The 15,448-nt window shown below is 56.4% G+C and carries 12 protein-coding genes; 8 read left to right on the forward strand and 4 right to left on the reverse strand.

Features of this window, described 5'->3' with window-relative positions:
* Window positions 1-78 precede the first annotated feature (78 nt).
* Entirely contained in the window at window positions 79-987 is a 909-nt protein-coding gene (pbpG, locus tag HNR64_RS12940) for a D-alanyl-D-alanine endopeptidase (RefSeq protein WP_204996867.1), read from the forward strand.
* A gap of 28 nt (window positions 988-1,015) precedes the next feature.
* Here the strand turns inward: pbpG and HNR64_RS12945 are convergent, their stop codons facing one another.
* The 4 genes from HNR64_RS12945 to HNR64_RS12960 all read right to left on the reverse strand — a co-directional run bounded on the left by HNR64_RS12945 (window position 1,016) and on the right by HNR64_RS12960 (window position 7,459).
* Window positions 1,016-1,414, reverse strand: coding sequence for a response regulator (locus HNR64_RS12945; RefSeq protein ID WP_204996868.1), 399 nt, complete (start codon window positions 1,412-1,414; stop codon window positions 1,016-1,018).
* A gap of 11 nt (window positions 1,415-1,425) precedes the next feature.
* The gene (locus HNR64_RS12950) at window positions 1,426-3,207 is read right to left on the reverse strand and encodes a sensor histidine kinase (RefSeq protein ID WP_204996869.1); all 1,782 of its coding nucleotides are present in this window, start codon (window positions 3,205-3,207) and stop codon (window positions 1,426-1,428) included.
* A 111-nt stretch (window positions 3,208-3,318) separates the two neighbouring features.
* Window positions 3,319-4,809, reverse strand: coding sequence for an FAD-dependent oxidoreductase (locus tag HNR64_RS12955; RefSeq protein WP_204996870.1), 1,491 nt, complete (start codon window positions 4,807-4,809; stop codon window positions 3,319-3,321).
* A 178-nt stretch (window positions 4,810-4,987) separates the two neighbouring features.
* Window positions 4,988-7,459: a TonB-dependent receptor gene (locus tag HNR64_RS12960; RefSeq protein WP_204996871.1), complete on the reverse strand. Its 2,472-nt coding sequence runs from the start codon at window positions 7,457-7,459 to the stop codon at window positions 4,988-4,990.
* Between the two features lie 330 nt (window positions 7,460-7,789).
* Here HNR64_RS12960 and fabV point away from each other — a divergent pair, with 330 nt between their 5' ends.
* The 7 genes from fabV (at window position 7,790) to HNR64_RS12995 (ending at window position 15,395) form a co-directional block, all read left to right on the forward strand.
* A complete protein-coding gene (fabV, locus tag HNR64_RS12965) occupies window positions 7,790-8,980 on the forward strand; it encodes an enoyl-ACP reductase FabV (RefSeq protein ID WP_204996872.1) in 1,191 nt (396 codons plus the stop codon).
* A gap of 134 nt (window positions 8,981-9,114) precedes the next feature.
* Complete coding sequence (locus HNR64_RS12970) at window positions 9,115-10,497, forward strand: MATE family efflux transporter (RefSeq protein ID WP_204996873.1); 1,383 nt, start codon at window positions 9,115-9,117, stop codon at window positions 10,495-10,497.
* 52 nt (window positions 10,498-10,549) lie between these two features.
* On the forward strand, window positions 10,550-11,383 hold the full coding sequence (locus tag HNR64_RS12975) for an MBL fold metallo-hydrolase (protein WP_239547849.1): 834 nt from the start codon (window positions 10,550-10,552) through the stop codon (window positions 11,381-11,383).
* Window positions 11,384-11,496: 113 nt separating this feature from the next.
* Window positions 11,497-12,606 carry an alanine dehydrogenase gene (gene ald / locus HNR64_RS12980; RefSeq protein WP_204996874.1) on the forward strand — a complete coding sequence of 370 codons (1,110 nt, stop codon included), beginning with the start codon at window positions 11,497-11,499 and terminating at the stop codon, window positions 12,604-12,606.
* 132 nt (window positions 12,607-12,738) lie between these two features.
* On the forward strand, window positions 12,739-14,391 hold the full coding sequence (locus HNR64_RS12985) for a FadD3 family acyl-CoA ligase (RefSeq protein WP_239547850.1): 1,653 nt from the start codon (window positions 12,739-12,741) through the stop codon (window positions 14,389-14,391).
* Window positions 14,388-14,900, forward strand: a complete 513-nt coding sequence (locus HNR64_RS12990; RefSeq protein ID WP_338061854.1) for an Lrp/AsnC family transcriptional regulator — start codon at window positions 14,388-14,390, stop codon at window positions 14,898-14,900. The genes HNR64_RS12985 and HNR64_RS12990 overlap by 4 nt, the downstream gene beginning before the upstream one ends.
* 3 nt (window positions 14,901-14,903) lie before the next feature.
* Window positions 14,904-15,395 (forward strand): Lrp/AsnC family transcriptional regulator, encoded by a 492-nt coding sequence (locus HNR64_RS12995; protein ID WP_204996875.1) that lies wholly within the window; start codon window positions 14,904-14,906, stop codon window positions 15,393-15,395.
* Window positions 15,396-15,448: the final 53 nt, after the last annotated feature.

Consider the following 15,448-nt stretch of genomic DNA (forward strand, 5'->3'; position numbering starts at 1 on the left):
GAAAGGCGACAGCGCGCACAGTTGCGGCCCCTGAGCTGTGCTAATGTCTGGCTAAATAAAAACGTTAGGGCAAAGTCTATGAGAAGTTTGAGTTCTCTCATCACCGCCATACTTATTATATTCAGCGGTAGTGTTTTTGCTGGGAACACGCAGGAACGATTAAAGCTGGCGTCCGTTAGCGCATTGGCAATGGATGCGGAAAGCGGCGAGCTCTTGTTCCAAAAGCACGCTAATCTTCGCATGCCGATCGCATCGCTGACCAAGGTGATGACGGCGATGGTCATCCTTGATAGTGCCCAGCCCCTAAATGAAAAAATTCGCTTCAGCGACGTAGATCGCCGGGCGATCAATTACTACTTCTCCCGTATTCGCGTTGGCTCAGAGCTCCCCAGAGGTGAACTGCTGAGGCTTGCCCTAATGTCCTCCGAAAACCTTGCTGCAGCGGCGTTGGCGAATAATTATCCGGGCGGGGAGCGGCAATTCGTAGCGGCGATGAACGCTAAGGCCGCCGAATTGGGGATGAAGAACACACGGTTCGTCGACAGTAGCGGCCTGTCGCCTAAAAATACCTCGACGGCGCTTGATCTCGCAAAAATGGTGGCTGCTGCTGCCGAGTATCCCGAAATCAAAGAATATTCCACAACGCCCGTTCACACGGCAAATTTTAGCCGTCCGCAATACCGTCTGGCTTACGTCAACACGAACCCTTTGCTGCGCTATGAGCGCTGGCAGGCCGAAGTGAGTAAGACCGGTTACTTAGATCTGGCGGGACGCTGTCTGGTAATGAAAACCGAAGTGGATGATCGCCCGGTCGTCATGGTAATGCTGGATTCATTCGGTAAGAGTAGCCCGGTGGGGGATGCAGGCCGGATCAAGCGCTGGATTGAAAGTGGTGAGAGTGGCCGCGTGGCATCGTCAGCGCTGAGCTATCAGCGTAATAAACTGGCGGGCTATATGGCTAAGCAAGCAACGGCAAGTCTGCGTTAGGGCTGGCGCTTCGGTGATTTCTCGGTAATTAGGACGGTTCGAGCTGCTGAGTGAGGCCGTCCAACCAATCTTTTTGTAGCGGTTTGCTGATGTAGCCTTCAATCAGCGGGTGCGCTTCTGCACGCTCACGGTCTTTCGGGTCGGTCGACGTTGACAGCATGTAAATATCCGCTGTTCGCTGCTCCTTGGTCAGACAGCGGCTGTAGTGATTGAGAAATTCCCAGCCGTCGACCGAGGGGATGTTGATATCCAGGAAGATGATGTCCGGCATGGGGTGCTCGCCATCCAAGGCGGCAATCAGGTAGTCGAGGGCGCTTAATGCCGAGGTGCAAGCGGTGATCTGCGTCGCTATACCGGCCTGCTCCAGTAATAACTGGTGGTAGTAATTGTCGGCGTCGCTGTCATCGATCAACAGTATGGAATTCACACTCGGACTCATTATTTTTCGCCCTTTGGTACGGTGAAATAGAAACAGCTACCTTTTCCGACCTCGCTTTCCACCCAAATTTCGCCACCCATCAGTTTTGAAAGTTTTTTGCAGCTGGCCAAGCCTATGCCGCTGCCGGGGATATCTTCGTGTCGGTGTAGTCGTTTGAATACATCAAAGATAGCATTCTGATGCGCGCTGTCTATACCAATACCGTTATCGCAAACACTGAATAACCATGTACTCTCTTTTTCGGTGCACTCGATCTCTACTTGTGCGGCCCTGTCGTTTGCGCGGAATTTTATCGCATTAGTAATCAGGTTTTGTAAAAGCTGGCGGATCTCATTGCGCCCGACCTGAATGGTCGGCATTGCTCCAACGCGAATATCCACTTGACCGTCCGCTAGTTGCCGGCCGAGATCATCGCGCAATTCGGCGAGTAATTCAGTGCAATCTACCGTTTCAACTTGGTAGCTGAAGTCTATGCGGCTGTAGTTGAGTAGGGCGGTGAGAAGCTCTTCCATGCGCGTAGCAGCTGCCTGTATAAAGCCGATGGCCTTGCCGCGCTGCTCGTCTGTCATACTGCCATCATCATTTTTGAGCAGCTCGCTGTAATTTCCCAGGCTTCTCAGCGGCTCACGCAGGTCGTGTGAGGCAATAAACGCAAAGCGCTCCAACTGGTGGTTGCTTTGCTCCAGCTTATCAATGGTCTGGGTCAGGGCGGCGGCGTTTTTCTCTGAGCTGGCCAACATGCGCTGCGCAAAATTAAAACTGCGGCGGTGAGCGCGGCTCAGACTGATAAACAGCAGCAGGAGCATGGCATCAATAACCAGGGCGCAGACCAGGATGATCTTGGGCTGCGAATCGTCAGTATTACGCCAGAAACTTGGGCTGCTGGCCGTCGCGATCTGCCATTCACGGCCGTAGATATTCAGCTTGTATTCGGCGAACAGGCCCTGTGCCTCATGGTTGTCAGGGAACTCATCGTACAGCACGGTATCGCCATCAGAAATGCGCAAAAATATATCCCGTTGTTGCTGTTCCAGTGTTCCGCGCATCAGTTCAGCGACCACAAAAGGCGCATAGACCATGCCTGCGAAATTGGCGCGGCGCTCCTCTAATGTTTCACTGTGTTGGCGATAAAATGGCGCGTAGAAAAGAAACCCCGGCGTTTTGTTAGCGTCCTGTACCAGTACGATCGGGCCGGTAATTTGTGCCTTGCCGCTGTCTCGGGCGTTAAGCGCGGCGCGCAATCGGTTCGCCTCATGGGCGACATCGAGACCAATGGCTGCGGCATTTTTATCTTCCGGCATGATAAAGGTGATGGGCAGCAAAAAGGGTAGTGTGTGCTGCGGGTGCACCTTATATGCCGGGCGGTCCCGTCGGTGCGTAGCAAGGTAGTCGTCTAACTGCTGCCGAGGCACATAGTCGATAACACCAATGCCGTTAATGCCGGGGTATTTATCGCTAATGTGTAAGGCCGAGGAGAAGCGCCGCCACGTTGCCAGGTCGACCGCTTGACTATGGGAGTGCTTAGCGGCCACGCCAGCCCAGAGGGCATCTTCGTACTTGTGGAGCCGTTCCTGAATCAGGCCAACAACCTGGGAGCTGTAGCGTTGGAAGCGGCTTTCGCGCTTGTCCTGTGCTTGGCGCTCAGCGTATTGCCAAACAAAAAAAGTGAGTACGAGCGAAAGTGCCAGCACACTCCAGTGCGCGCCGTGTAAGCGACCTGAGCGTTCGATACTGCGCCGTTCGTCGGCTAGCTCTTGTTGTTCAGTTGTCGTGCTGGACATAGCAAACGTGTAATTATGTTTAGTTGCTACGCTAACACAAATGGTGTGGCAGGCCTGCCTCGAAAACGTAGGTAGTTTCCGAGGCAGGTGTTCGTGGTTTTGCCGCTGAATTTAACGAAGAGCGGCTTGCTTGCCGGCCATGCGACCAAAGAACGTTGCGTCACCCACTGACATGCCACTGGCGTAACCCGCCGCTGTTCGTGGAATACCCGCAGTGGTGCGGCCGGCAGCATAAAGGCCGGGAATGACCTCTTTGTCGCCGTTCAGCACTTCTCCGGTCGGTAAGCTCTCCAGTCCACCGAGTGTGAAGAATGGGTAGAAGGGGCCGCGCCCCAGAGTGCAGTCCAGGGCAACGTAAGGCGCTTGAATTGGCCGCAGCCAGGCCTCTGATTTATGGAATAGGGGGTCTTCTCCGCGCTCTGCATTTTGATTGTAGGTATCCAGGCTGTGCTGCAAGCTGCCCTCGGGCAATTCCAGTTCCTGTTCAAGCTCGGCAATGCTTTCACCGGTGCCGGCAACTTGGGCACCGAGGTAGCTCATCTTTTCGTAGTCGCCGTAGCCGTCAACGTCGGTGATCAGGTAGATACGCTTTGAATTTTGCTGCTGAAGCAAGGCGTTATAGCCAACGCGGCCGTGATAGCAGTCTTCGTTGATAAAGCGCTGGCCCTTATCGTTGACCAAAATGCCGTAAGTCAGTGACGACGGTGGGTAGTATGGGAGGCTGACAAAGCACTCGTGCATATTGGTGACCGCTGCACCTGCACCCATGCCCATACGGATGCCGCTGCCGGTGTCACCGGGATTGCCGATTGGTGTCAGGCCGCAGTCAAACTGGGGAGCATATTGGCGCAGCATGTCTTCATTCATGCAGAACCCGCCGGCACAGAGGATTACGCCTTTAGTCGCTCGCACGTACTGCTCTTTTTGGTTGATACGCACCACGATGCCAACGACTTCGCCTTCATCGCTTTGAATCAAGGTCAATGCCCGGGCTTCGTAATGAACGTTAATCGCCGGGCGCTGTTCCACCGCGTCAGTGAGAATTCTCATCAGCAGCGGACCGCCGTTGTCGCCCTCTACTTCAAGGTTGTGTCCGCGGGGCACGGGCTTTGCCTGCTCGTAGAAGGGGTAGGCTTTTTCATTGCCGGTAAACAGCAGGCAGTCATCGGTCAGGGCCATAATGGCGCGCTCCTTTAGCTCGCTCATTTTGAAGGGAACGCCCATGCCGGTAAGCCATTCATAGTGCTTGATGCTATTTTCACAGTAGTGCTGCAATTTCGCGTCATCGGCCTGATTGCCAAAGCATGCGCGCAGATAGCTGAGCATATTGTCAGTGTCGTCTTCGTAGCCACAGGCTTTCTGAACCGGCGTACCGCCATTGCCACCCATGTAAATTTCAGCGCTTGAGAGTGCCGTGGAGCCACCGCTGGCACTGGCTAACTCAAACAGTGCGACCGAGGCGCCTGCATCGGCTGCTTCAATCGCCGCGCAAGCACCTGCGCCGCCGAAGCCGACAATGGCTACATCTGTTTCAATATCCCAGTTGCTCACATCGCTGGCGCGGAGGGGTTTGCTGGGGCTGCTTTTATCTTTATCGCTCATAGTGGTGACTCTTTTAATATGTCTGTATTAAAAACTGCGTCTAATCTACTGTTTTTCGCCTTTTTCGGCAACTGCCTAGTGCTTGCGTTTCCAGGGTTTAATGTTGCTGGCGATGACTTTTCTGCATGTTGCAGGCAAAAAAAAGGGCTGCATAAGCAGCCCAAATAAGACCAATTACTTAGTACTCATAGAAGATGTCGATGCCGTAGGTACGGGGCTCACCCCAAATTACCGAGCGGTCTGCCTGAGGCAGGTTATCGACCGCTGTCAGCTCGTACTCTTCATCCAGCAGGTTCTTCGCCCACAGGCCCGCAGCGAGGCGGCCGCCAGCAAAGGGAACGTCGGTCAGGCTAAGGCGAGCGTTAACCAGCTCGTACTGACGCAGCTGCGTGTTTTTAACGTTTTCAGCACGCGAGCCGCCGTTGCGCTCGTCCATGTAGTTCACGCTGACGTTCAGGCTGGTGCGGCCCCAGTCGGCTTGCAGCAGAGTGTAGTCAGCCGAGGCAGTGAAGCTGTGCTCCGGTGCTGAGAAGAACACGAACTGGTCAGAGGCGTCGTTGCCATTGATGTCGGTGGCCTTGGTAACCTCGGTGTCGAGGTAGGCGTAGTTCAACATCATCAACAAGTTTTCTGTGGCCAGGAAGGTCACGTCAGCTTCAAAGCCGAACATCTCTGCTTCACCGGCGTTAGTGACCTTAGTATCTGCCACTGTGCCCGCCAGGATGAAGTTCAGCTGCATGTCCTCGTATTCACTGAAGAATACATCCGCGTTGATACGCAGGCGGCGATCCATCAGCTCGCTCTTAATACCCAGCTCGTAGGAGGTCACGTACTCAGCGTCGAAGCCATCAGCGTAGCCAAAACCGTAATCGATGCCGTCAGCCGCGGGGCCTTGGTCGCCGTCTTGCTGCGGGTCGCGGGTGTTAAAACCACCAGACTTGTAGGCCTCTACACGTTTGGCGTAGATGTTGATGTCGTCAGTCAGATCGTACTCGGCAACAAAGCTGAATGAGTCGTTACTGAAGTCTTGAGAGGCTGCGATGTTGTCGAAGTCGCGGCATGTGCCATTGGTAGGGTCGCCGCCACACTGTGCAAACGAAACATCGATGGGGCCGACGGGGGTTTCTGCGTAAGTGCGGTCGATCTGGAATTTAACGGTAGAGCGCTTGTCCTCGGAGCGGCGTGCGCCGAAGGTCAAGTGCAGACGGTCGTCCAGAATATTCGGTGTCCAGGTGAATTGGCCAAACAGCGCCGCCGCTTCGTTTTCAATATCGTAAACCTGGCTAAGCATGTTTACTGCGCGAGTGCTGCTAAGCAGGCCGCCGATGACCGGGATGTCGATATTGATTGGGCCACTCAGCTGGTGGTGAAGTGGGCCATTGTCTTCGGTGGCTTCTTCTTTGAAATAGTACGCACCGACAATGTAGTTCACACGGCTTTCAAACAGGTCGCCGCTGATCTGCAATTCGTGAGAGTACTGCTCCTGGTTTACCTTGGGGTAGACCAGTGGCAAGCATTGGCCTGCTCCCATTACCGCTTCTGCGGCCGCGCCGCAGTACTCGTTCGAGTCCAGGCGGAAGATATCTTTACTTTCAGAATTGTCGCCATGTGGGCTTTCACCTGGCTCCAGGGGTACACCGCCACCGAGGTCGGCATAGGACTTATCGAACAGCTCGCGGTAGGCGCCGATGTACTTCACTTGGGTGTTTTCAAAGTCTTTAGTCAGCGTGAAAGCGAAGCCTTCAATATCGGTGGTTGAAGGCTCGAAAGGCATTACCGTACCGACGCGCTTCTGACGAGAGTCCGAATAGCTCGCTTTTTGGCCTGCCGATACTAAGTCAGCCTGGCTGCCTGGGATCGGTGTACGCGGACGAACGTGCTGATACTGCGTGTTGTAGTAGTCGAAATCCGACTTGTCGTAGGCAAAGTCCATTGCCAATGAGTCAGTGATATCCCAACGCAGATCGACGCGGTAGCCCTCTACGTCGCGGTCACCAAAGTCGCCGCCGGGGCCGGTGTTTTCAATGTGGCCATCCTGCATCGTGCGCATCGCCGCCAACTTCACGGCGATGGTATCGCTAAGTGGCAGGTTCAGGGTGCTCTTTGATGTAAACAGGTTGCGGTTACCTGCGGTGAATTTCTGCTTAAACTCGATGCCTTCAGTGGTGGGCTTCTTGGTCACCAGGTTGATCGCGCCACCTGTGGTGTTGCGGCCATAAAGAGTGCCCTGCGGGCCGCGCAGAATTTCGATACGTTGCAGATCTGCTACATCCAGTGCGGTACCTGTTGAGCGGGCGATATAGACGCCGTCTACATAAATACCAACCGGTGGATCCTGGGTGATTTGCGCGTCTGAAATACCAATACCGCGAATAAAGATACGCAGTGTGGCATTATTGATTGGGAAGGGTTCAATGGTCAGGCTTGGAACCTTAGAGCCGATGTCGCCCAGGCTGCTGATGCCTTCAACTTCGAGGCGGTCTTCGCTGAACGCGGTCAATGAGATAGGCGTGTCCTGCAGTGACTCAGCTTTCTTTTGAGCCGTTACAATAACTTCCTCAAGCGCGGCTTGTGCGTATAGCGATGGCGCAAACGCCGACAAGCCCAGCCCGCCCAGTGCAGCGAGGGATTTAAGCTTACTGACTTTCATATATCACCCTTTTTTTGTAAGACGCAATGCGATTGCGTAGTTTCCCTTGATTATTCGGAATTATGGTTGTTTCTTATTGCGCATAAAGCAGATTTTGTGCAATTAGTTACACTATTGTTACTTTTATGAGAGGGATCATAGCACAGCGTTTCCCGGTAGCTGGGTAGTCTGAAACGATTATGTGCCGCGGTCATTGGCTAGAAAAATTGTGCTCGTTGTCGCCTTAGCCAGTGGGGCTTTCAAAGTTGACAGTGCATATTAGTCGCCGACTAAAGCAGGCCGTATAATGCCCCACAATTCAGGGCTAATAACGATGGAGCAGGACAGCGAATGATCATTAAACCCCGTGTGCGCGGCTTTATGTGTGTAACCACTCACCCCGTAGGCTGTGAGGCTAATGTTCGCGAACAAATTGACTATGTGAAGGCGCAGGGGGCTATCGAAAATGGCCCTAAAAAAGTGCTGGTGATCGGTTCTTCCACTGGCTACGGCCTGGCCTCGCGGATCAGTGCCGCCTTTGGTAGTGGGGCGGCCACGCTGGGTATCTTTTTCGAGAAAGAGGGCACGGAGAAGAAGCCGGGCACCGCAGGCTGGTATAACTCGGCGGCGTTTCACAAGTTTGCCGAGGCCGAGGGGCTGTATGCCAAGAGCATCAATGGCGACGCTTTCTCCGATGAAATAAAGCAAAAAACCATCGCGCAAATAAAGGAAGACCTGGGGCAGGTTGACCTCGTGGTGTACAGCTTGGCGGCGCCGCGTCGTCAGCACCCCAAAACCGGTGAGGTCTATAATTCGACCTTGAAGCCCATCGGCAAGGCGGTCAGCCAGCGCGGCGTGAACACCGATAAAGAAGTTATCGAAACAGTCACGCTGCCAGAGGCTTCACAGGAAGACATCGACAACACGGTGGCTGTGATGGGCGGTGAAGATTGGCAGATGTGGATCGATGCCCTCGATGAGGCCGGTGTGCTTGCTGATGGCGCCAAGACGACTGCCTACACCTACCTCGGTGAGCGCATCACCTGGGATATCTATTGGCATGGCACCATCGGTCAGGCGAAAAAAGACCTGGATAAACGCGTGGTCGACATTCGCCAGCGCTTGGCGGCCAAGGGCGGCGACGCGAGAGTCTCGGTGTTGAAGGCGGTGGTGACTCAGGCGAGCTCAGCGATTCCGATTATGCCTTTGTACTTGTCGCTGTTGTTCAAGGTGATGAAAGCCGACGGCAGTCACGAAGGCTGTATCGAGCAGGTATACGGGCTGTTTCGCAACAGCCTCTACAGCGATGCGCCGGTGCTGGACGACGAGGGCCGGCTGCGCGCCGATGGTCTGGAGCTGCGTGAAGAGATTCAGCAAGCCGTGGCTGAGGCCTGGGATCAGGTTACGACAGAAAACCTCCACGACCTCACCGATTTTGCGGGCTACAAGCACGAGTTTTTGAAGTTGTTTGGCTTTGATATCGACGGCGTGGATTACGACGCCGATGTCGACCCCGTGGTGGCGATAAAAAACATGGTGTAAGCCGCTGAATTAGCCGTGCAACGGGAGCATTAGCTCCCGTTTTTATTTGTACAGAAAAAATTGATTCGGGCGGTTTGCGGCGCCGCGTTGGCTGCGTTAGAGTGCAGGCCGAATCTGTCCCACCGAGAGTCTCAATGTCGTCCTCCCAGCAACAGGAATTGCGCAGCCAGCTGCGTATTGCTCTGCCTATTTTTGGTGGTCAGTTGGCCCAGTCTGCCAACGGATTTGTAGACACCGTCATGGCCGGCCGCGTCTCGGCACTGGACTTGGCCGCTGTGGCAGTTGGCGCCAGTATCTGGGTGCCGGTATTTCTGTTTCTGACCGGCTTGCTAATGAGCACGACCTCGGTGCTGGCCCGCCATATGGGTGCAGGCCAGCACCACCGGGTGAGCCCGATTATGCAGCAGGCGGTGATGCTGGGTTTGCTATTTGGGGTACTGGCCTTTTTCCTGTTGCGAAACACGGCCCCTGTGCTGGCCTGGATGGATGTTGATGAGACGATGCGTCCAATGGTGCGAGAGTACCTGCGGGGCCTGAGTTGGGGCTTGCCGGCCATTGCCGTGGTATTGGCGCTGCGCAGTTACACCGAGGCGAGGGGAGACACCCGGCCCGTATTGTGGATTAGCGTGATAGGGTTGCTCGTCAATATCCCGGTGAACTACGTGCTGATCTACGGCAAATTGGGTTTTCCCGCAATGGGCGGCGTTGGCTGCGGGTGGGCCACGGCGGTGGTGATGTGGCTGATGGCGGCGCTGATGATTTTTTACGTATTGCGCCATCCCAGTTATGCAAACTCCGATGACCGCTTCAAACTGAGCCCGTGGCGGCTGGAACCGGCGACCCTGAGGTACTTATTTGGCTTGGGCTTGCCTGTGGCCTTGGCGATATTTTTTGAAGTCAGCATTTTTGCGGTGATAGCCTTGTTGCTCAGCCAGTCCGGCCCCATCATCGTGGCGGGCCATCAACTGACCCTGAATTTCACCTCGCTGGTCTTTATGCTGCCGCTCAGTTTTGCCCTGGCGGCAACGGCGCGCATCGGCCATGCGCGCGGTCGCGAGGACGAACAAGCGCTGCGCACCGCGATAAACGTCGCCTTTCGCATTACGCTGTTTATCGGTTTTGCGGCGGCGAGCTTGCTGGTGCTGACGCGGCAGTGGATTCCCCGCATCTACACCGACAACGCAGAGGTTATTGCGCTGGCCAGTTATCTGCTGCTGTTCGCCGCGCTCTATCAAGTTTCAGACGCTCTACAAGTGACTGCCAATGGCTGCCTGCGCGGTTTTGAAGATACCCGTGTGCCGATGTTACTCACGCTATTTGCCTATTGGGGAGTGGGTTTGCCGGTGGGCTATGTGCTGGCAACCGGGCAGTGGCAGCTGTCGCCGATGGGGCCAAGCGGCTACTGGTTGGGCTTGTGTGCCGGGCTGAGTTGCTCAGCGCTGTTGCTGGGTGCTCGGTTGCTATGGCGCTTGCGCAGTCCACTGCAGGCGGCGCACAACAAGGCGCCTCTGCTTTGACGGCCCGCTGCGAAATCGACACACTTGTAGCGTGAAAAGCGGAGCACAGACAATGCAAAGTGGAATTCTCGAACAATTGCGACCGACGGTGCACCGAGTGATCGCGCCAAACCCCGGCGTAATGACTGGCCCCGGCACCAATAGTTACTTACTTGGTCGCCGCCGTATAACCCTGCTCGATCCGGGGCCGCCAATGGCCGAACATGTGGAGGCTCTGGAGGCCGCTTTGCGCCAAATTGGCGGCGAGCTTACGCAAATTGTTGTGACCCACACCCATCCGGACCACTCTCCCGCGGCGGCCATGCTGGCAGAGCGTTACGATGTGCCGCTGCTTGGGCGGGCCATTGCTGATGATGGTCATCAGGACACAAGCTTTTCGCCACACATTGAGCTGCAGCACGAGCATGATATTGATGTCGATGGCGAGCGCTTAATCGCCGTGCATACCCCCGGGCATGTCGACAATCACTTTTGCTTTCTCCATGAAGCCAGCGGCCTGCTGTTTACCGGCGACCATATTATGGAGGGGTCGACGGTGGTGATCATCCCTCCCGCTGGCGATATGGCCGATTACATTGCGTCGCTCGAACGCATGCTGGAATACCCGCTCCAGGCCCTGGCGCCGGGGCACGGCCGTCTTATTGACGAGCCCCGCGCGGAAATCGAGGCGCTGATAAAACACCGCCTGGGGCGAGAGCACAAAGTGCGCCAAACACTTGAGTCCCAGCAGCGCCCCCAGGCGCTGGATGGCCTGGTGGTACACGCCTACGACGATGTTGACCCTGCCCTGCACCCCATAGCCCAGCTCTCGCTGTGGGCCCATCTGTTGAAATTGCAAAAAGACGGCGAAGCGATAGAGCGCGACGGTCTATGGCAGCGCGTGTAAATCCGTAAGCCGCGATAAGGCCGTTGCCCTTTCGCCAAATTGGTAATCTTGTAGATATCAGCCATATTTCCTGTGAGAAAGCTGCCCTTTGTGCGGTGTAACGGGAGATCGATATGCGTATCGGCGTGCCAAAAGAGCAAAAAGCGCAGGAATATCGTGTGGGTTTGACGCCCAGCGCGGTGCGTCAGCTCACTGAGCAGGGTCACCAAGTCGTCGTTGAAGAGGGCGCAGGTCAGGGATCGGGCTATCTGGATGACGAATATCGGCAAGCCGGTGCTAACGTGTTGTCAGGCGCTGAAGAGGTCTACGCGCAAGCGGCGCTTATCGTCAAAGTGAAAGAGCCCCAGCCTGGGGAAATTGACCTGCTGCGCGCGGGTCAGCACTTGTTCTGTTATCTCCACCTCGCCCCCGACATTGCGCTATGTGGTGACCTGCTTGCCAGCGGCGTGACGGCTATCGCTTATGAAACGATTACCGACGACGCGGGCCGACTGCCCCTGCTAAAGCCCATGAGTGAAATTGCGGGGCGGCTTTCAGTGCAGGCCGGGGCGCACTGTTTGGAAACTGCGCAGGGTGGTCGGGGTGTGTTGCTGGGTGCTGTTGCCGGGCTGCCGCCGGCAAAAGTGCTGGTGCTCGGTGGGGGCGTTGTGGGCAGTCAGGCCATCGACGTGGCGCTGGGAATGGGCGCAACGGTCGCGGTGGTTGAAAAGCAGCGACAGCGCCGGGATCAGTTGGCCGCTCATTACAACAGCGCGCACCTGGCGGTACTGGCCGAGCTCGATTGCGAGGCCGTGTTGCCCAATGTCGATATGGTGGTTGGAGCGGCCTTGGTGCCGGGCGCGCGAGCGCCGCAGCTACTTAAGCGAAGCCATCTCCCACTGCTGAATGCCGGTGCGGTATTGGTCGACGTTGCGGTCGATCAGGGCGGCTGTTTTGAAAGCAGTCGTCCGACCAGTCACCAGCAGCCCACATTTATTGATCAGGGTATTGTCCATTACTGCGTCGCCAATATTCCCAGTGCAGTATCGCGAACGGCGAGCCTGGCATTGAGTCAGGCAACGCTGCCCTACGTGCAGCGCATCGCCAGCAGTGACTTGCCCAGCATTGCGGCAACGCCGGGGATACGCGACGGTATCAATATTGCCGGTGGTGCCGTTTACTGCCCGGCGGTGGCCGAGGCGCAGCAGCGTCCGCTGGCCGATCTGGCGTCACTCACAGCCTAGGTTAACGTCATCCGAAGGGATTAGTTATCAGTGTTATGCGTAGTATTTAATAGATAATGCTACGCAAAGTCTTGTTGTGTTGCGATTCTGCTTCTAGACTCTATGTTTTCGCCGATGTTTAGGGGCTTGAACATGCCATCGTCTAAATCGCCTTCTTCCAATGCTTCTGGCCGCGCTGATCAGCTTGCTGACCTCAACTTGCCGCCGCTGACTGTCCCCCGTTTGATGGGGTGGGCCGCTCAGCAGTACGGTGCAAAAACGGCAATACAGGCAGAAGACGAGGTGCTCAGTTATCGGCAACTCAATGACCTTCGCCGCAGCGCCGGTCGCGCGTTCATGGCGCTGGGGGTTCAGTCGGGTGACCGGGTGGCTATTTGGGCGCCGAATAGTGCGCGCTGGATTATTGCCGCGCTGGGCTTGCAGTCAGTGGGCGCCGTGTTGGTGCCTCTTAATACTCGTCTGCAGGGCCCTGAGGCTGCCGATATTCTCGCGCGGGCCGGAGTGAGTGTGTTGCTGACTGTCGGTGCGCTGGAGGGGGCGGTTCCCGCCGAGGTGGTGAAAAGCGAAAGCCTACCGGCCTTGCGCCACAGTGTTCGACTGGACAGCGACGGCGACAGCGCGGATCAGTTGGGGTGGGCGGCATTTATGGCGAAGGCCAGCGAAGCCGACGACGCTGCCTTCATTGCGCTGGAGCGCGCGATCAATCCCGAAGACAGTGCCGATATGCTTTTTACCTCGGGTACCACCGGCAAGCCCAAGGGGGTGCTGTGTAGCCACGAACAAAACATTCGCGTATTTGCCACCTGGAGCGACACTGTTGGCCTGCGCGCCGACGACAACTACCTGATTATCAATCCCTTCTTCCACTCCTTTGGCTACAAGGCGGGGTGGTTGGCAGCCTTGATTAGCGGGTGCACGATTTTCCCCATGGCGCAGTTTGATCGCCGCCTGGTTATGGAGGCAATTTCTCGCCACCGCATCAGCATGTTGCCCGGCGCGCCCTCGCTTTACGAAATGCTACTGGCCGACCCCGAGCGGGGTAATTATGACTTCTCAAGCTTGCGCCTCGGCGTAACCGGTGCCGCGACGGTACCCGTAAAGCTGGTGGAAGACATGCGCAGCGAGCTGGGTTTTGAGACGGTGGTGACCGCCTACGGTCTCACTGAGTCGACGGGGGTGGTGACCATCTGCCGCCCCGATGATGACCCCGAGACCATCGCCAACACCTGCGGCCGCGCGATGCCCGGTGTGGAGCTTAAATGCGCCGATCCGCAAACCGGTGAGGCGCGCGCTGCCGGCGAAGAGGGTGAGGTGTGGTTGCGGGGCTACAACGTTATGCAAGGCTACTTCGACATGCCCGAGGCGACCGCCGATGCCATCACCAGCGATGGCTGGCTGCGCACCGGCGATATTGGCGTGATGGATGAGCGCGGCTACCTGCGCATTACCGACCGTTTAAAAGATATGTACATCATGAACGGTGAAAACGTCTATCCCGCGGAAGTTGAAAAACTGCTCTACGGTTTGGATGGCGTCGCCCAGGCTGCAGTCATCGGTGTACCCAAGGCCCCACAGGGTGAAGTGGGTATGGCCTTTATTGTGCGCCGCGCGGGCAGCGAGCTGTCGGCTGAACAGGTAAAAGCCTTCTGTGCTGAGCAATTGGCGCGCTACAAACTTCCTTACTACGTGGCATTCGTCGATGCGCTACCAATGAACGCCTCGGGCAAGGTGTTGAAAACGGAACTGGCTGGGCAGGCCGCCCAGCATATTGAGGCCCAGGCGTGAATATTGGCAGCGATGGTGCCATCCCACCGCTAGCGGGGGATGAGTCCAACCAGGGCATGGACGAGGTGGACTTTCGCATTGTTGCCTTGCTGCGCCGCGACGGGCGCATGCCCTACAAAGCCATTGCTGCGGATCTCGGTCTAACCGAAGCCACTGTGCGCTCGCGGGTGCGTCGCATGGAGGAGGCCGACAGCCTGCGGGTCGTTGCTGTTACCGACTACGAAGCGGTGGGCTACAGCATGATGCTGGCGGTCGGTATTCAGGTGGAAGGCCGCGCCGCCGATGAGGTCGCAGAAGATTTAGCGAGTTTTGCCCAGGTTTTCTCCGTGTGCCAGGTGGTTGGCACGTTGGATATTGAAGCGCTGGCGGTGGCGCGTGATCAGGAAGACCTCAACAAGCTGCTCAGTCAGCTGGCTGCCGTGCCCGGTGTGAGAAAGCTGGAGCCATCCGTCGCGCTGGACGTTCTCAAAAATCAGTCAAATTGGGTGCCCTTCGGGCAGGCGGACTAGGTCATGCAGAAGAAACAGCTAGATGAGCTCGATCTGAAGATTCTCGATGGCCTGGCCCATGACGCCCGCACCAGCAACCGCAAAATTGCTGCAGAGCTCGGGATTACCGAGGGCACGGTGCGCTCGCGCATCAAGCGCATGGAGGCCGAGGGCTTGGTGCGTATCACCGCGATGACCAACATCGCGCGGCTGCGAAATCCGATACTGGCTTACATTTGGGTGGAAGTAGAGCGCAGCGCACAGTGCGACGAGCTGGCCAAGCAGTTGGCGGCGGTGCCGGAAATCGGCTTTGTCGGCAAGATGCTGGGCCGCTTTGACTTGCTCGCCATTACGCTGGTGCAGAACCACGCGGAGCTCGCGGCCTTCTTGCACCGGCGTATCAGCGGCCTGCCTGGTGTACTGCGCACCGAATGCTCGTTGGGGGTTAATTTTGTTAAGCATGATTACCGCATGAGCCGGATCGTCGGCCCAGAGCCTGATAATGGCTCAGAATAAGTTTTTGCGTAATCTATTTGGCTTATGGCTTAGGTTTTTTTCATTGGTAAGCT

Origin of the sequence: Spongiibacter marinus, assembly GCF_016906995.1 — a bacterium.
Taxonomy (GTDB): domain Bacteria; phylum Pseudomonadota; class Gammaproteobacteria; order Pseudomonadales; family Spongiibacteraceae; genus Spongiibacter; species Spongiibacter marinus.